The organism is Minwuia sp. (assembly GCF_048263705.1).
In the GTDB taxonomy this organism is placed as follows: domain Bacteria; phylum Pseudomonadota; class Alphaproteobacteria; order Minwuiales; family Minwuiaceae; genus Minwuia.
In genome coordinates, this window is sequence record NZ_JBLXDV010000005.1 from 123,393 (window position 1) to 140,141 (window position 16,749).

Sequence of the window (16,749 nt, forward strand, 5' to 3'; positions counted from 1 at the left end):
TCGCTCGAAAGCCGATCCAGATGAATGCCATCGCGCCGATCTCCCAACAGATATGGGACATGAAATACCGGCTGAAGCGTGCGGACGGAGAGGTGGTCGACCAGAAACTGTCCGATACCTGGACGCGGGTCGCCAGGACGCTGGCCAGCGTCGAGAAGGATCCCGCGTTCTGGGAAAAGCGCTTCCACGATGCCCTGGACGGATTCAAGTTCCTGCCTGCCGGACGCATTATCGCCGGTGCCGGCTCCGCACGCCGCGTCACGCTGTTCAACTGTTTCGTCATGGGCGAAGTGCCCGATGACATGGCGGGCATTTTCGAACATCTGAAGGAAGCCGCGCTGACCATGCAGGCGGGCGGCGGCATCGGATACGATTTCTCGACCCTGCGTCCCAAGGGCGCGCTGGTGAAGGGTGTCGGCGCGGATGCGTCCGGACCGCTCAGCTTCATGGACGTCTGGGACGCGATGTGCCGCACCATCATGTCCGCCGGTCACCGGCGCGGTGCGATGATGGCCACCATGCGCTGCGATCATCCCGACATCGAGGATTTCATCGCCGCCAAGCAGGACGCCGGACGTCTGCGCATGTTCAACCTGTCGGTGCTGGTGACCGATCCCTTCATGGAGGCCGTGAAGGCGGACGGCAACTGGGAGCTGAAGTTCGACGGCCAGACGGGACGCACCCTGCGCGCCCGCGACCTGTGGGACCGGATCATGCGGGCCACCTATGCCTATGCCGAACCGGGGGTGATCTTCATCGATCGCATCAACAAGCGGAACAACCTGCATTACTGCGAGCAGATTTCAGCGACCAACCCCTGCGGCGAGCAGCCCCTGCCGCCCTATGGCGCGTGCCTGCTGGGATCGATCAATCTGGCCGCGCTGGTGACCGATCCCTTCACCGACGATGCCCGCCTGGACGAGGAAGCCCTGTCGGATCTGGTGCCGGTCGCCGTCCGCATGATGGACAATGTCACCGACGTTTCGAACTTCCCGCTCGACGAACAGCGCAAGGAAGCCCTGGCCAAGCGTCGTATCGGGCTGGGTGTCACCGGACTGGCGGATGCGCTGATCATGTGCCGCGCGCGCTATGGCTCGAAGGAAGCGATTGCGCTGACCGAAGGCTGGATGGCCGCCATCCAGCGCCAGGCCTATCTGGCGTCGGTCGAGCTGGCGCGCGAGAAAGGCGCCTTTCCGCTGTTCGAGGCAGAGCCCTATCTGGCTGGAGAGACGATCCGCGGCCTGGACGATGACGTGCGCGCGGCCATCGCAGCGCACGGGATTCGCAATGCGCTGGTGACCTCGATCGCCCCGACAGGCACGATTTCCCTGTTCGCCGACAACATCTCGTCGGGCCTGGAACCGGTCTTCAGCTTTTCCTACGACCGCGCGGTGCTGATGCCGGACGGCACCCGCCGCACCGAGGAAGTGACGGATTTCGCGTTCCGTCTATGGCGGCAGATGTATGGCGACCGTCCCCTGCCCGACTATTTCGTCGATGCCCAGACCCTTTCGCCGACCGAGCATGTCGCGATGCAGGCCGTTGTGCAGAAATACATCGACGCGTCGATTTCCAAGACCATCAACTGCCCCGAGGACATCGACTTCGAGACCTTCCGTGACATCTACATGCAGGCCTATGATTCGGGCTGCAAGGGCTGCACGACCTACCGCCCCAACGAGATCACCGGTTCGGTGCTGTCGGTGAAGAAGGAAACGTCGGAAACATCCGAACAGGCGGAACTGCCCCTCGCGCCGCCACCCGAGACGCCGAAGCCGAAGGACAGTTTCGAATCCGGCGGCATCGTCTACATGACCCAGCCGCTGGACCGTCCCGGCGTGCTGCCGGGCCAGACCTACAAGCTGAACTGGCCGGAAAGCGACCATGCGATCTATCTGACCCTGAACGACATCATCCAGGACGGCAGGCGGCGTCCATTCGAGATCTTCATCAATTCGAAGAATGTCGAGCATTTCGCCTGGACCGTGGCGCTGACCCGGATGATCTCGGCGGTGTTCCGGCGCGGCGGCGATGTCAGCTTCGTGGTCGAGGAACTGAAGGCCGTTTTCGATCCGCGCGGTGGTGCCTGGATCAAGGGCCGTTACGTGCCGTCGATGCTTGCGGCCATCGGCGAGGTCATCGAGCGTCACATGATCCACATCGGCTTCCTTTCCGATCCCAAGCAGCCCGAACTGGAAGCCAAGCGACAGGCACTGACAGTCGGCGAAGAGCGCCGGCCCGGTGCCGCGATGCGCCAATGCCCCCGCTGCGGAGAGGCCAGTCTGGCCAGGATGGAAGGCTGCGATACCTGCCTTTCATGCGGTCATTCGAAATGCGGCTGACCCTTCTGATCCTGCCGGGTCTGATCGCGGCCCTGCACATGGCAGGAAATGCCGCGGCCCAGGAAGATCCGCTGCAGTGGCTACCGCCGGGTTCTACGGTCCAGACGACCTTGAGCGAACGGCCCGCGCGCTGGATCATTCCCGAGATGCAGGGCGGCCGGATGGGCTATCTCGCCGGCCTCGGTGAACTCGCCTTCCGCAGCCCGCTGACCCTTGGCCGCGATGCGGCGCGGCGCGGCCTGTCCTGCGATGCCTGCCACCCCAACGGTGCGGCCAACACACAGTTCTTCGTACCCGGCGCGTCGAGCCGTCCGGGCAATGTCGATGTCACCCATGCAGCGTTTCACTACCGCGAGGACGATCACATCGACAATCCGGTCGATATCCCCAGTCTGCGCGGTGTCCGTTTCACGGCACCCTATGGCCGCGACGGACGGTTCTCCAGCCTGCGGGATTTCAGCCGCAATGTGATCATGAACGAATTCGGCGGACCGGAGCCCGAGCCCTGGGTGCTGGACGCGCTCACCGCCTACATGCGCGAACTGGCCCTGCCCGCCAACGGAAGGGCCATGGACGGCGCGGTCGGGCTGCGCGCGTACCGGACGCACTGTGTGTATTGCCATGCCGGCGGCAACGACTTCGTACAGGGTCATCGTTTCGATGTCGGTACAGGCGGCTATTTCGAGGCACCGCCGCTGCACGCCCTGTCGGAAACCGCCCCCTATCTGCACGACGGGCGTGCCGCCACGGTTCGCGATGCCGTTGAGGCGCACATCGATGCCGTACTGAAGGCACCGCTCAGCGCGGACGACCTTGCCGACATTCTCACCTACCTGGATGGGTTCGGCGCGGTTGACCGCCGGTTCGACCCGGAGACGCTGGATGGCGAGGTGGGTCGCCTGAAAGGCTTCATCGATCTGTTGAAACAGCCCTTGCTGGACGAGCAGTTGCGCCGCTCTGATCAGGTCGCCGACATGGTGGCGATGGAGATCGGGCGCATCTACGGGCGGTTCGATCCGAACGCGGGCACGGCCAGGGCGGCGATCAGGGAGTGGGCCAAGGCGCTCAAACGGGCCATGGCGCGCACCGGTGACGGCGATTTTCCCGGTGCCCGCGCGGACCTGGATGCGCTCAAGACGTCGATTGAGCTTGATCTTCCGGTGCTGCGTTCCGAAATCGGCAACTCGCTGTTCGCGGCCACGGAACCGAACTGATCGCATCGCCCGATCGCGGGCAACGTCTGACTTAACCCCGGTGCCTGCCGGTGATAAGGTCCGCGCCCGTCTCATGGAGCCCTGTTCACGTGTCGCAGACCACGCCATCCCGGACCGACGATTCCAATCCGACCTCATCGTGGTCGCTGGTGAAGCGCATCTGGGTCCAGTACATGAAGCGTTACACTCCCATGATCCTGCTGGGGCTCGGCTCTGTCGGGATTGTCGCGGCCACGACAGGGGCCATCGCCTACATGATGGAACCGATCATCAACGAGATCTTCATCAACAAGGATCCCGAGCAGCTCTACACGATCCCGTTCATGATCGTGGGCATCTTCACGGTCATGGCCGTGGCCACCTACGGCCAGCACTACATCCTGCGCGCTGTGGGTGTAAAAGTGACGACCGACCTGCAGAACCATCTCTACAGGCGCATGGTCCGCTCCGATCTCAGGTATTTCTATCAGGAGACCGTCGGGCAATCGATCAGCCGCTTCCTGACTGACGCGCAACTGATGCGCGAGGCCCTTGCCACCACTGCCGTGGCGCTGTGCAAGGACACGCTGACCGCCGCCGCGCTGATCATCGTGATGTTCAGCAAGGACTGGCAGATGGCCGCGGTCGCGATGATCGTTCTGCCCATCGCGGCCTTTCCGATGACCAAGATCGGACGGCTGGCGCGCAAGTCGTCCCAGAACATCCAGAAGACATCGGGCACGCTGGCCTCGTTCCTTTCCGACACGCTGGCCGGCGTGCGGCAGGTCAAGGCGTATGGCCGGGAAGACTATGAATCGGACCGGGCCCAGACCGCGCTGGACGAACGCCAGGGCACACTGCTGAAGAACCTGCGCGACCGCGCCCTGATCAGCCCCATCATCGAACTGGTCGCCGGCGTCGCCATCGCGCTGGCGGTCCTGTTCGGCGGCCTGCGCGTCATCGAGGGTGCGACCACGCCGGGCGCGTTCTTCGCCTTTCTGACGGCGCTGCTGATGACCGCCGCGCCCCTGCGCCGGCTCGGCAAGCTGAACGCAGCCCTGCAGTCGGGACTGGCGGCGGCCGACAGGCTGTTCCGGTCGCTGGACACCCTGCCGGAGATCGAGGACCGCTCGGGCGGCAGGGATCTGACGGTGCAGGACGGTCATATCCGGTTCGAGAACGTGCACTTCACCTATCCCGACGGCACCGAGGCGCTGAAGGGAATCGATCTGGAATGCCGCCCCGGCGAGACCATCGCGCTGGTCGGCAGTTCGGGCGGCGGCAAATCGACCATCCTGAATCTGGTCGCCCGCTTCTACGACACCACCTCCGGAAACGTGCTGATCGACGGCCAGGCGGTGGATGCCGTCAGCGTGGAAAGCCTGCGGTCCCGAATGGCGCTGGTCAGTCAGGAAACCGCCCTGTTCGACGAATCCGTGCGCGCGAATATTCTCTACTCGAAACCGGACGCCACCACCGAAGAGATCGAGGAGGCGGCCCGAGGCGCCAACGCCCACGGTTTCATCCAGGCCCTGCCCGACGGTTACGACACCGTCGTGGGTTCCGCCGGGTTCCGGCTGTCGGGCGGCCAGCGGCAGCGGATCGCCATCGCGCGAGCGATGCTGCGCGATGCCCCCATTCTGCTGCTGGACGAAGCCACATCGGCCCTGGACACGGATTCCGAACGCAAGGTCCAGATGGCGCTGAACACCCTGCAGCAGGGCCGCAGCACGATCACGGTGGCGCACCGGCTGTCGACCGTCATGAATGCCGACCGGATCTATGTGATCGAAGGCGGCCGCGTGGCGGAATCCGGCACGCACACGGAATTGCTCGCCCGGGGCGGCCGGTACGCCGACCTTTACGCCGGGGATGAGGATCCGGCACCGCTGGCGGCTGTCGGCGCGGAATGATCCTGCCCGCCTATCGATTGCTGAGCCGGGGCCTCGCCCCCGTCGGCGCCCATGTCCTGAAGCGGCGCATGCGCAACGGCAAGGAAGACCCGCAACGCGCCGGGGAACGCATGGGGCATGCATCGGTCGCGCGGCCTGACGGACCCCTGGTCTGGTTCCATGTGGCGAGCGTCGGCGAGGCCCAGTCGGTTCTGAGCCTGATCGACCGCATCGTCGCCAGACGACCCGACCTGAACCTGCTGGTCACCTCGGGTACGGTGACCAGCGCCGCCCTGCTGTCCGAACGCCTGCCGGAACGTGCGGTTCATCAGTTCGTGCCCATTGACCTGGCCGCGGCCACGCGGCGCTTCATCGCTCACTGGAAACCGGATCTCGCCATCTGGATCGAGAGCGAGCTCTGGCCGAACCTCATCGACGCGATGGCGATGACAGGCAAACCGCTGGCCCTGATCAACGGCAGGATGTCCGAGCGGTCATTTGGCCGGTGGCGTTTCATTCCGGGTGCGGCGCGCGCCATCCTGAAACCCTTCTCCCTGATCCTGGCACAGAGCGAGGAGGCCGCCGCGCGGTTCCGCGGACTGGGTGCCGACAACGTCCGCGCGGAAGGCAACCTGAAATACGCCGCCGAACTGCTGCCGGTCGACACGGACGCGGTGGCGCGGCTGACCGAAGCGATCGCCGATCGGCCCTGCTGGATCTCTGCGAGCATTCATCCCGGCGAGGATCAAATCACCGGCTCGACGCATCTTGCACTGCAGGACCGGTTTCCCGGTTTGCTGACGATCATGATCCCGAGACACCCGGCACGTGCGAAGGAGATGTCCGCCAAACTCGAAGCACGCGGGATCGCCGTCATGCAACGTTCCCAAGGCGACCTGCCCGGCCACGACACGGGCGTCTACATCGCGGACACGATGGGCGAACTCGGCCTGTTCTACAGCCTTGCGGCACCCGTGTTCGTCGGCGGGTCGCTGGTGCCGCACGGGGGTCAGAACGTGCTGGAACCGGCCCGGTTCGGGCGGTGTGTGCTGACCGGACCGCATACCGAGAACTTCGCCGACGTCATGACGGACATGCGCCGCGACGATGCGGTGATCGAGGTCGAGAACGGTGATGAGCTGTCCGCGGCCATCGGAAGGCTGCTGTCCCATCGCGACGAGTGCGTGACGCTGGGCAACCGCGCGCGCGGCGTGGCCAATCGCCAGTCGGCCGTGCTCGACCGCGTGCTGGCCCGGCTCGAACCGCTGATGCCCCGGCCATGAGGTCTGGCGCATGAAATCCCCGGGGTTCTGGCGGCGCGGCGGCGCCGGATTGCCACGCGTGCTGCTCACGCCGTTCGGCATGGTCTGGCAGACGCTCGGGGCCCTGAAACAGTCGCTCTCGAAACCGGAGGATGTTGCGGTGCCGGTGGTCTGCATCGGCAACATCACCGTGGGCGGGACCGGCAAGACGCCGACCGTGATGTTGGTGGCCGACTGGTTCAGGTCGCACGGGGTCACACCCGGCGTACTCAGCCGCGGCTATCGGGGCACCCTGTCCGGCAATGAGCCGGTGCTGGTGGACCCCGGAAGGCACAAATCGACCGAGGTCGGCGACGAAGCCCTGCTGCACGCACGGCATGCGCCGACGGTCATCGCAAGAAACCGCCCGGCGGGCGCGCGATTGCTGGCCGGCATGTGCGACGTGATCCTGATGGATGACGGACACCAGAATCAGACGCTGGTGAAAGACCTGTCGCTGATCGTCACCGATGCCGCCGAAGGTTTCGGCAACGGCGCGATCATCCCCGCAGGGCCTCTGCGTGAGAGCATCGCCAGAGGTCTGGGACGCGCCAATGCCGTGATCGCCATCGGCGATGGCATGCTCGATGACCGGATCACCCGGTCCGGACTGCCCGTTCTCAGGGGCCGTTTCCAGCCCTCAACGGAAAGCAGGGCACTTTCCGGCGCGCCCGTCATCGGGTTCAGCGGCATCGGCAGGCCCGAGAAGTTCCGGGAGACGCTGGAGCAGATCGGCGCCGACATACGTGGCTTCAGCGATTTCGCGGATCACCACACCTTCACGCGCAGGGAACTGGATCGAATATTCACCGAAGCCGCCGCGGAGCAGGCGATACCGGTCACGACCGCCAAGGATGCAGCACGGCTGGCCCCGGAAGACCTGGCGCGGGTCTCGGTCGTCGAGATCGAGCTTGTGCTCGACCAGCCCGATCAACTGGATCGTATCCTGGAGCCAATCCTCGACAGGATCACGAAGCGCGCATCCGGCGCAGCACCGCCGAGCAGGTCAGAATGATACGGTCATCGGTGTAGATCTCGCCGCGCATGAAGGCGAGTTGCCCGGTGCGCCGGACGACATCGGCCCGCGCCTTGATCAGTTCGCCCTCGTTGCCGCTGGCCATGAATTCCGCATTGAAGGAGACCGTAAAGACGCCGCGATCGGTCGTCCCTTCCGTTGCCGTGCCGCACATCATCAGATCCGCGAACGTCATCAGCAGGCCGCCATGCACAATTCCGCCGGAATTACAGTGTTTGGCTTCGGCCATGAAGGCGAACCGCAGCCGGTCGTCGCGCTTGCGCCAGAAGAACGGGCCGGTGTTCAGTTCATGCGGGTCCTCTGCATCGAACAGGCGGTAGCGCTCGCCCGGATTGCGCTTGCGTTCGAAATAGTCGGCGGTCTTGTCCAAATCAGCCTCCCCAGCCATGCAGCCGAAACCTACGGCATGCCAGTCGGATTTGGAACCATCCCGGAGCTTCGGTTCAGCCGCCGGGCGACGCTGTGTCGTTCAGGCGCCAGTCATAGAAATCGCCCCCGATCCTTTCGACGCGCCGAAGCTGTGCCGCCAGCGGAGATTCGGCGAAACGGATCAGATGATCGATCACCTCACGGTCCGTCGATCCGAAATCGGATCTGAACCAGTCGTAGATCGACGAGACCTCCGCGACACGCCCCGACACCCTCACGGCACGGGGATGGTTCACGAATGTCCGAGCGGCATCGTCAAGCTGCTGCGCCAGCCTTGCCGCCTCGAAGGCCTCGGCCCGCAAATTCGGACACCCGATGGACGCACAGTTGACCGCGTAGTGGATCAGCGGCGTCTGCCAGATCGGGCGCAGGATCCGGTGCTCGATGTCATCGAGGGAGAGTGCCACACCCTCGACCTCGAACAGTTTTGCGCCCCACGGACCGGAACTGAAGAAGCCCGGGGAGATGTCGATGTCACGGATGCTGTCGACCGGATAGTGATCCAGGACGACGTCGACCGTCAGTGCGTTGTACAGATTGATCCAGTACGCCATCGCCTCCGGACGGTTCAGGACTGTCGGTCGGATTGCACTCAAATCCGCCAGATACCGCTGAAGATCGGCTCGGTCCTGCGGCCTGACGGCACCGTAGTCGAACCGGTTGAGGCCATCGCCGCCCTGTATGACGAACCGGGCCAGAAAACCGTTCCAGGCGCTGTGATCGACAGAGGCGGACGGGTCGGATTCCAGCGGTATCCAGCGTTCCCAGAGGTCCGCACGGGGTGCGGCAGAGGTCAGGGCCGGCCAGAACAGGGCGAAGACAAGAACGATCAGACGCAGATGTTTCATGGCCATCACATGTCCCGGCGCAACGACCGGCGCAAGGGGCTTTCCGACCGATGAACTTCAGTTGAACGGGCGTGAACAAATCGACGAATCAACGCGCATGAAGGCATGATGAGACCATGGCGCAGATTGGTTTGCTATCGACGGAACAGCCCCCCTCCCCGCTCGTCCTTGCGCTTGCACCGGCGCTGGCGGCGACTGGACTCGATGTGGCTGCCGCCATCGACGATTTCCTGGCGTTCGACAGCGACAGACGCCCCGACGGCGGACTGATGATGATCCGCGGCACTGGCGCGCGCGTGGCGGACCGGCTGCCCGCAGAACGCGTCTTCTGGATCGGTGAACCGCCGTTCACCCGGCCCATTCCGATTGGTCGGACGCTGGGCAAGGCCCGGTTTCATGAGGTTGTCGGCGTGCTGACGGGCAAGGCCCGAGGCGGCGCGCTGGAACGCGCCGTGGTCGAGACAGGCGCCTATATCCTGACCGGGCTGCGTGAGTTCGACCGGACAACCGCCTTTCACGCCATGGAAGGCGCGCTTTCGTCCGGCACCGCAGCCGAGCGGTTCGCGCTGATCTTCGGACAGCAGGCACTCGACGACCCGTCGACCATCGCCGCCCTCGCTCCGCAGCGGCGGGATGTGATGGCTGACAGGCGCGGCACCATTCAGGGCTGGTCCGGCGCGCCGTTGCGGGCGGCGCTGGATGCGCTGGGACGCCGGGGAGCCGTCGGCCGCCTCGCACCGGCCGGCTTCAAGACAGGGCCGAAAAAGCCGATCGCCCGGGTTTACGGGGAAACCGACGCGGCCCTCGACATCGCCGAGGGCCAGATCCGGTCCGCCGCGCAGCTGGGTTAGCGGAGTTCCACGGCATAAGCCTCGGCAGGTTGCGGATCGTCGATCATGCCCTGCTGCTTCAGAAACTGCGCGAAGCCGTCATAGCGGGCACGATCCAGCGCGCCGGGACGCAGTGCAAAGCGCGGCAGCGTATCGCGCCACGCCCGGCGGTTCAGTTCGTCATCCAGGTCGGGATTCTGCGCCAGGAACAGTTCCCAAGATTTCTCAGGCTCGTTCACCATGTACTGCACGGCGGCCTCGATGGCTGCGACGAAGGCCCGGTAGCGCGGGTTCGCCACCGTATCCTTGTGCGCCACCACGATCAGTTCGTCGTAGGCCGGAACACCCTCCGACTCCACGAAGAAGGCCCGTCCCGGACGGCCGACGATGTCCATCTGGTTCAGTTCGAAGTTCCGGAACGCACCGATCACGGCGTCGACCTGACCGGATATCAGCGACGGCGACAGCGAGAAGTTCACGTTGATCAGTTCGATATCGTCGAGCGTCAGCCCATGCCGCGCCAGCATGGCCTTCAGCATCGCATCCTCGAAACCGCCTACCGAGAACCCGACCTTTCGGCCCTTCAGATCGGCAATCGACCTGATCGGGCTGTCCTCCAGAACGACCAGCGAATTCAGCGGCGTCGCCACCAGCGTGGCGATGCGGCGGAGCGGCAGCCCCTCGGAAACCTGCAGATGCAGCTGCGGCTGATAGGAGATCGCCAGGTCCGCTTGCCTGGCCGCCACCAGTTTGGGCGGATCGTTGGGGTCCGCGGGCGCGATGAACTCGACCTCCAGCCCGCGCTTCGCGAATTCCCCGCGCGCCTCGGCGACGTAGAGCGGTCCATGGTCCGGGTTCACAAACCAGTCGAGCAACACGACGAGCTTTTCCGCAGACGCGGGGGCCGCAAACAGGCTGAGGGCAGCGAGAACTGCCATGAACGTGCGTTTCATGAGTGTTTTCCTTCTTGCGAGAACGAGAAGCTGTCGGGCTGCCAGGGCAGCGCCAGACGCAGCAGACGATCGACGATCAGCCAGAGACCGACGGCGAAGAGCGCGAGCACGAACAGGGCCGCGAACATCAGGTCGATCTGCATGCGGCCGTTCGCATGCAGCATCAGGTAGCCGAGCCCCGCGCTGGAGCCGACCCATTCGCCCACGATCGCACCGATGGGCGCGACGCCCGTGGCCACGCGCAGGCCGGAAGCCAACCCCGGCAGGGCCGCCGGAATGCGGATGTGCCAGATCAGGGCCAGGCGGCTGTTGGTCATGGTGCGCCCCAGTTCGATCCAGCCCGGATCCGTGCGGCGCAACCCGTCCAGAAAGGCCGTTGTCACCGGAAAGAAGATGATCAGGGTGGCCATGGTGACCTTCGACCAGATCCCGTAGCCCAGCCAGAGCACCAGAACCGGTGCAAGCGCAAAGACCGGCAGCGCCTGCGAGGCCACCAGCACCGGCAGGCCGTAACGCCGCGCCCAGGGAAAACTGTGCACGGCCAGTGCCGATGCACAGCCAACCAGCGTACCGATCAGAAGGCCCAGCAGGATTTCCAGCGCGGTGTGACCCAGATGCCCCATGATCAGGTCGAACCGCGCGATCAGGGTGGCGATCACCTGCACCGGCCCCGGCAGCAGAAAGGATTCGATGCCCGACAGTTCGACATACGCCGCCCACAGCGCCACCAGGACGCCGAAAGTGACCATGCCGTTCAGAAAGGGCTTCATGCCGCGCGGTCCAGCCCGAGCGCATGCATCATGTCCCGCCAGAGTGTCTGCGCCTCGACCGTTTCAGGCGACCGGGGCCTGCCGGACGAGGGTGTGCGGTCCAGCACGACCCGCGCCGGTTCACCGGACAGGACCACGATACGGTCGGCGATGCGGATGGCCTCCCACGGATCGTGGGTGACCAGCATGACCGTCCGGCCCGCCAGCAGTTCCGCCGACAGGTCCTGCAGCCGCAGGCGCGTCAGGGCATCGACGGCGGAGAACGGTTCGTCCATCAAGACGATGGGCCGGTCTTCCATCAGGGTACGCGCCAGCGCCGCGCGCTGTTTCATGCCTCCGGACAGTTCGGCGGGTCTCTTCGACGCCGCATCCGCCATGCCGACAGCACGCAGGATGCTCTCGACACGTTCGGGGTCCCGCCGCTCGCCGCGCAGCCGGCTGCCCAGCCCGACGTTCGCGGCGACCCTCAGCCAGGGCAGCAGCAGGTCGGACTGTCCCATGAATGAAACCCGGTCGGTCAGGCTGCCACCGTCATCGGCTCGGACCTCGCCCGCCCCGTCGAGCAGACCGGCCACGCGTCGCAGCAGGGTCGACTTGCCGACCCCGCTCGACCCGAGGATGGCGGTCAGCGATCCCGGCGCAAGCGCCAGATCCAGGCCGCGAATGATATCGCGACCGCCGAAACTGACGGAGATGTTGCTGAGTTTCAGACCCGGTACGGAACCGGGGCCTGGTGCCCACTGGGCCATGACGGACGACCTTCCCTACGCCGGCCTTGGCAGAGTGCCTGTCCGGATCAGGTTCAAGGGGTCGTTCCGATGAATTTACTGGAACCTCTCAGCCGCGCTCTTGCGGCTCCCCCGGATGTCGCCACTATAGGATGAGCGGATCGCCATCCGCAAGCCACGCCCGGGACACAGGATACGCATGCGACCGCGCACCTATTTCATCGGCAGCGAGATCTATCGCAACTCGCGTTACGCGAACCGGCATCCGCTGGCGATACCGCGCGTCTCGACCGTGATCGACCTGGCGCGGGCGCTGCACTGGCTGCCCGACGAAGTTTACCTGGACAGCCCCGTCGCCAGCGTCGAGGAACTCTGCCGGTTCCACGACCCCGACTATGTGGCTGCCGTGCAGCGTGCCGAGCGGCAGCAGAAGACCGATCCCGAACTGCGCGACCGTTACAACATCGGACGCATGGAGAATCCCGTCTTCGGCGAGATCTTCCGCCGTCCGGCAACGGCTGCGGGGGCCTCGCTGCTGGCGGCCGACATGATCGCGGACGATCGGGCCGACCGCATCTACACACCGGCGGGCGGCACCCATCACGGGCAACCCGACCGGGCCAGCGGTTTCTGCTACTTCAACGATCCCGTGCTGTGCATACGGCGCCTGCAGGATCGCGGTGTGCGGCGGATTGCCTACGTCGATCTGGACGCGCATCACTGCGACGGGGTCGAAGCCGCGACGTTCGGCGACGAGGACGTGCTGACGATTTCGACACACGAACACGGGCGCTGGCCGCATGATGCGACGGTGGTACAGCGGCAGAGCCGGAGCGTCGTCAACATCGCCATGCCGCGCGGCACCAACGACGCCGAGTTCCGGTTGCTGATCGACCATCTGGTGTTGCCACGTGTCCACCAGTTCGATCCGGAAGTGCTGATCGTGCAGGCTGGCGCGGACGCGCTGGACGACGACCCGCTGAGCAGGCTCAGCCTTTCCAACCGGGCCCTGTGGCGTACCATCCGCCAGATCGACCGGATCGCGCCGAAGATGATCGTTCTGGGCGGCGGCGGCTACAATCCATGGTCGGTCGCGCGCTGCTGGACCGGCATCTGGGGCGTCATCGCGGGCTTCGCACGGCCCAGCCGTCTGCCGCAAGGCGCCGAGTCCGTGCTGCGGGCGCTGACATGGCAGCGGTCTGCCGGGCGCAACCCGCCGGCACACTGGTTCACGACGCTGGCCGACCAGTTGACGGATTTGCCCGTGCGACCGGAGATTCGAACCCTGATGCAGGAGGAGGCCGGTGTTGCGCACGTGGCTTAGCCTGCTGTTCCTGCTGCTGCCCTTCGGTCTCTCGGCGGGCGAACTCGGTCCGCTGACGATCGAAACCGATGGCGGCGACCGCACCTTCCGGGTCGAACTGGTCGACACACCCCGGACCCGCGCGCAAGGGCTGATGCACCGCGAGAGCATGCCGCAGGACGAGGGCATGCTGTTCGACTTCGGCGAAACGCGGCAGGTCAGTTTCTGGATGAAGAACACGCTGATCCCGCTGGACATGCTTTTCATCGATCAGGCCGGCGTGATCGTGCACATCCATCATCAGGCGATCCCCCACGACCGGACCGCGATCAGATCCGGTGTCCCGATCCGCGCCGTGCTGGAGATCAACGGCGGCCTGTCGAAGATGCTGGGAATCCGGACCGGAGATCGCGTGCGACATGATATGTTCGGGGCCGACGGCTGAGCTTCGCCGCTTGCGGTGCGCTGAACGGTCGTTTATCTGAAAGTGGCAGGATACGGGGCGTAGCGCAGTCTGGTAGCGCACCGGTTTTGGGAACCGGGGGTCGTTGGTTCGAATCCAATCGCCCCGACCATCCGCACATGTTTTTCGGAGGCAGGCGAAATGAGCGCACGCATCTTCAGACCGGCCAAGACGGCCATGCAGTCGGGCAAGGCCGCCACACGGAAATGGCGTCTGGAATTCCGCGCCGATACGGCCCGGCATCCTGATCCGCTGATGGGCTGGACCTCGCTGGCCGATACGCAAAGCCAGGTGCGCCTGAATTTCGATACCAAGGAAGAAGCGCTCGCCTATGCTGAGAAGCATGGCATCGACGCGAAGGTTTTCGAGCCGCGCGAGCGCCCGCTGAAGCTGCGCGCCTACTCGGACAATTTCGCCTACAACCGCGTCATCTGACCGGAAGAACGGCCCCGGCCAGATACAGCGAACCGGTGACCAGCACCCGCGCGTCTGCGGTTGGACCGGACAGATGATCCAGAGCCTGCTGCACGGATTCCGCAGTGGAAGACCGGAAACCCGCTTTCCCTGCAACGGCCGCGATGGATTGCGGCGTCATCGGGTTGCCCACCGCGTAGACAGGCCGTGACGGCAGCGGTACGCCGATCACCAGTGGATCGAGCGACCTGAACGGTTCGAGGAATTCATCCAGCGGCCGGTTGTCCAGCATGGCGACGATCATCGCCAGCCGCTTCGGCGGCATGGCCGATATCGCGGCGGCCATGGCCCCGGCAGCGTGCGGGTTGTGCCCGCCATCGACCCAGATCTCCCTGTCTTTATCGGTCAGGCGCTGCATGCGCGCGGGCCACTCGGTCCTGGACAGGCCCGCCACGGCATCGGGCAGCAGATCAGGTGCGAAGACTTCCATGGCGGCGACGGCCAGGGCGGCGTTGTCCCACTGATGCGGCCCCGGGAGAGACAGTGCGGGCAGGTTGAAGGTCTCGTTTCCGGCAAACCGGCCATTGTCCGGATCGACGACGAAGTCCTCACCGGCCAGCCTGAGCACGTTTCCGAGCGACGCGGCCCTGTCACGGATCACCTGCACGGCGTCCGGATGCTGCGGGTTGGCGACACATGGCGTGCCGGGTTTCAGTATGCCGGCCTTCTCGGTCGCGATCGCGGTGATCGTGTCACCGAGAAAGGCCATGTGATCCATCGCGATCGGCGTGATGATCGTCAGCGCCGGTGAGGGGACGACGTTGGTGACATCCAGACGCCCGCCCATTGCCGTTTCCAGCAGAAGCACGTCCGCGTCATCTTCACGAAAGGCGAGAAATGCGGCCGCCGTCAGGGCTTCGAACGATGTCGGATGAATTCCGTCGCTGGCGTCATCGACCCGTTCCAGCAGACGGCCAAGATGAGCGTCCTCGATCTCGCCGCCGGAGAGCGTCACCTCCTCGGTCACGCGCTGAAGGTAGGGCGATGTGAATGCCTGCACACGCCTCCCGGCGTGCGAAAGCATCGCCTTCAGAAAGGCGAGGGTCGAGCCCTTGCCATTGGTCCCGGCTATGTGAATGACCGGCGGCAGATGATGGTGCGGCCGGTCCAGCCGTTCGAGCAACGCGGGCAGGCGCTCCAGATCAAGCTCGATCTTGCGCGCGGCCCTGCTGTCGATATCCGCAAGCAGCGCTTCGCAACGGGACGCGTTCACTTCTCCGGCGCGGTCTCGACAGGCTCCCCTTGGGCAGCACCCGGCTCCGGCATGGCTTCGGGTTCCGGTATCACCGGCACATCCTCGTCCGGGCGCGGCAGCGACTTCGGCGGCTCGACGATTTCGTCACGCAAGAGCGAGATGATCCGGGCGACGGTCTCGGCCAGTTCATGGCGGTGGACCACCATGTCCACCATGCCGTGTTCCAGAAGATACTCGGCGCGCTGGAAGCCGTCGGGCAACTGTTCGCGAATGGTCTGCTCGATGACCCGCGGGCCGGCGAAGCCGATCAGCGCGCCCGGCTCGGCAATCGTCACATCCCCGATCATGGCGAAGGAGGCCGTCGTGCCGCCCGTCGTCGGATCGGTCAGCACGCAAATATAGGGCAGTCCCGCGTCCTTCAGCCGCTGCAGGGCCACGGTCGTGCGCGGCATCTGCATCAGCGACAGGATCCCCTCCTGCATGCGCATGCCGCCGGAAGCGGCACACAGAACCAGCGCCGCGTCCTTCTTCACCGCCTTCTCGGCAGCGGCGACGATGGCCTCACCCTCGCCGGCCGAAACCGAGCCGCCCATGAAGAAGAAATTCTGCGACGCCACGACCGTATCCAGGCCGCCGATCTGGCCGAATCCGACCTCGACCGCGAACTGCTTGCCGGTGCTGTGACGCGCTTCCTTGAGCTGATCGGTATAGCGCTTCGCATCCCTGAACTTCAGTGGATCGAGCGGCGGTTCCGGCGTCTTGATGCGGACAAACTCGCCATCATCGAACAGAAGCGCCAGGCGCGCACTGGCCGTGAGACGCATGTGATGATCGCAGTGCGGGCAGACCCGGTGGGACTGCTCCAGATCGCGGTGGAACACCATCTGTCCGCAGGACCGGCATTTTTCCCAGAGATTGTCCGGGCTGTCCTTCTTCCGGCCCAGACCGATCTTCGGCAGCACCGTGTTTGTGAGCCAGTTCATGCCCGCCTC

16 protein-coding genes, 1 tRNA gene and 1 riboswitch are annotated in these 16,749 nt (G+C 65.2%); of the genes, 10 read left to right on the top strand and 7 right to left on the bottom strand.

Annotation, left to right across the window (positions count from 1 at the left end; genetic code table 11):
* Positions 1–20 precede the first annotated feature (20 nt).
* The 5 genes from ACN0X7_RS09175 (at position 21) to lpxK (ending at position 7,743) form a co-directional block, all read left to right on the top strand.
* On the top strand, positions 21–2,342 hold the full coding sequence (locus ACN0X7_RS09175) for an adenosylcobalamin-dependent ribonucleoside-diphosphate reductase (protein WP_417516390.1): 2,322 nt from the start codon (positions 21–23) through the stop codon (positions 2,340–2,342).
* Entirely contained in the window at positions 2,318–3,556 is a 1,239-nt protein-coding gene (locus ACN0X7_RS09180; protein ID WP_417516392.1) for a hypothetical protein, read from the top strand. Before ACN0X7_RS09175 ends, ACN0X7_RS09180 begins: the two co-directional genes overlap by 25 nt.
* Positions 3,557–3,645: 89 nt before the next feature.
* Complete coding sequence (locus ACN0X7_RS09185) at positions 3,646–5,448, top strand: ABC transporter ATP-binding protein (protein ID WP_417516394.1); 1,803 nt, start codon at positions 3,646–3,648, stop codon at positions 5,446–5,448.
* Complete coding sequence (locus ACN0X7_RS09190) at positions 5,445–6,710, top strand: 3-deoxy-D-manno-octulosonic acid transferase (protein ID WP_417516396.1); 1,266 nt, start codon at positions 5,445–5,447, stop codon at positions 6,708–6,710. Before ACN0X7_RS09185 ends, ACN0X7_RS09190 begins: the two co-directional genes overlap by 4 nt.
* 10 nt (positions 6,711–6,720) lie before the next feature.
* Positions 6,721–7,743 carry a tetraacyldisaccharide 4'-kinase gene (gene lpxK / locus ACN0X7_RS09195; protein WP_417516398.1) on the top strand — a complete coding sequence of 341 codons (1,023 nt, stop codon included), beginning with the start codon at positions 6,721–6,723 and terminating at the stop codon, positions 7,741–7,743.
* Here the strand turns inward: lpxK and ACN0X7_RS09200 are convergent.
* Together ACN0X7_RS09200 and ACN0X7_RS09205 are read right to left on the bottom strand one after the other, a co-directional pair.
* Positions 7,697–8,134, bottom strand: coding sequence for a PaaI family thioesterase (locus tag ACN0X7_RS09200; RefSeq protein WP_417516400.1), 438 nt, complete (start codon positions 8,132–8,134; stop codon positions 7,697–7,699). The genes lpxK and ACN0X7_RS09200 overlap by 47 nt on opposite strands.
* Before the next feature lie 73 nt (positions 8,135–8,207).
* Positions 8,208–9,047, bottom strand: a complete 840-nt coding sequence (locus ACN0X7_RS09205) for a DUF547 domain-containing protein (RefSeq protein ID WP_417516402.1) — start codon at positions 9,045–9,047, stop codon at positions 8,208–8,210.
* A gap of 110 nt (positions 9,048–9,157) precedes the next feature.
* On the opposite strand from ACN0X7_RS09205, the gene ACN0X7_RS09210 reads away from it, so the two are divergent.
* Positions 9,158–9,892, top strand: a complete 735-nt coding sequence (locus ACN0X7_RS09210; protein ID WP_417516404.1) for a hypothetical protein — start codon at positions 9,158–9,160, stop codon at positions 9,890–9,892.
* Here ACN0X7_RS09210 and ACN0X7_RS09215 read toward each other — a convergent pair.
* The 3 genes from ACN0X7_RS09215 to ACN0X7_RS09225 all read right to left on the bottom strand — a co-directional run bounded on the left by ACN0X7_RS09215 (position 9,889) and on the right by ACN0X7_RS09225 (position 12,343).
* Complete coding sequence (locus ACN0X7_RS09215; RefSeq protein WP_417516406.1) at positions 9,889–10,824, bottom strand: ABC transporter substrate-binding protein; 936 nt, start codon at positions 10,822–10,824, stop codon at positions 9,889–9,891. The two genes, ACN0X7_RS09210 and ACN0X7_RS09215, sit on opposite strands and share 4 nt — an antisense overlap.
* Entirely contained in the window at positions 10,821–11,594 is a 774-nt protein-coding gene (locus ACN0X7_RS09220; protein WP_417516408.1) for an ABC transporter permease, read from the bottom strand. Before ACN0X7_RS09220 ends, ACN0X7_RS09215 begins: the two co-directional genes overlap by 4 nt.
* On the bottom strand, positions 11,591–12,343 hold the full coding sequence (locus ACN0X7_RS09225) for an ABC transporter ATP-binding protein (protein WP_417516410.1): 753 nt from the start codon (positions 12,341–12,343) through the stop codon (positions 11,591–11,593). The genes ACN0X7_RS09220 and ACN0X7_RS09225 overlap by 4 nt, the downstream gene beginning before the upstream one ends.
* Positions 12,339–12,466: riboswitch (TPP riboswitch) on the bottom strand. (Overlaps the previous gene by 5 nt.)
* 55 nt (positions 12,467–12,521) lie before the next feature.
* Between ACN0X7_RS09225 and ACN0X7_RS09230 the strand changes: the two genes are divergently transcribed.
* The 4 genes from ACN0X7_RS09230 (at position 12,522) to ACN0X7_RS09245 (ending at position 14,523) form a co-directional block, all read left to right on the top strand.
* Entirely contained in the window at positions 12,522–13,646 is a 1,125-nt protein-coding gene (locus ACN0X7_RS09230) for an acetoin utilization protein AcuC (protein ID WP_417516412.1), read from the top strand.
* A complete protein-coding gene (locus ACN0X7_RS09235) occupies positions 13,627–14,070 on the top strand; it encodes a DUF192 domain-containing protein (protein WP_417516414.1) in 444 nt (147 codons plus the stop codon). Before ACN0X7_RS09230 ends, ACN0X7_RS09235 begins: the two co-directional genes overlap by 20 nt.
* A 53-nt stretch (positions 14,071–14,123) precedes the next feature.
* Positions 14,124–14,200 (top strand) — tRNA-Pro (locus tag ACN0X7_RS09240).
* A gap of 29 nt (positions 14,201–14,229) precedes the next feature.
* Positions 14,230–14,523 (top strand): ETC complex I subunit, encoded by a 294-nt coding sequence (locus ACN0X7_RS09245; RefSeq protein ID WP_417516416.1) that lies wholly within the window; start codon positions 14,230–14,232, stop codon positions 14,521–14,523.
* Here the strand turns inward: ACN0X7_RS09245 and ACN0X7_RS09250 are convergent.
* Together ACN0X7_RS09250 and accD are read right to left on the bottom strand one after the other, a co-directional pair.
* On the bottom strand, positions 14,516–15,775 hold the full coding sequence (locus tag ACN0X7_RS09250) for a bifunctional folylpolyglutamate synthase/dihydrofolate synthase (RefSeq protein ID WP_417516418.1): 1,260 nt from the start codon (positions 15,773–15,775) through the stop codon (positions 14,516–14,518). The genes ACN0X7_RS09245 and ACN0X7_RS09250 overlap by 8 nt on opposite strands.
* Positions 15,772–16,740 (bottom strand): acetyl-CoA carboxylase, carboxyltransferase subunit beta, encoded by a 969-nt coding sequence (gene accD / locus ACN0X7_RS09255; protein WP_417516420.1) that lies wholly within the window; start codon positions 16,738–16,740, stop codon positions 15,772–15,774. The genes ACN0X7_RS09250 and accD overlap by 4 nt, the downstream gene beginning before the upstream one ends.
* Positions 16,741–16,749: the final 9 nt, after the last annotated feature.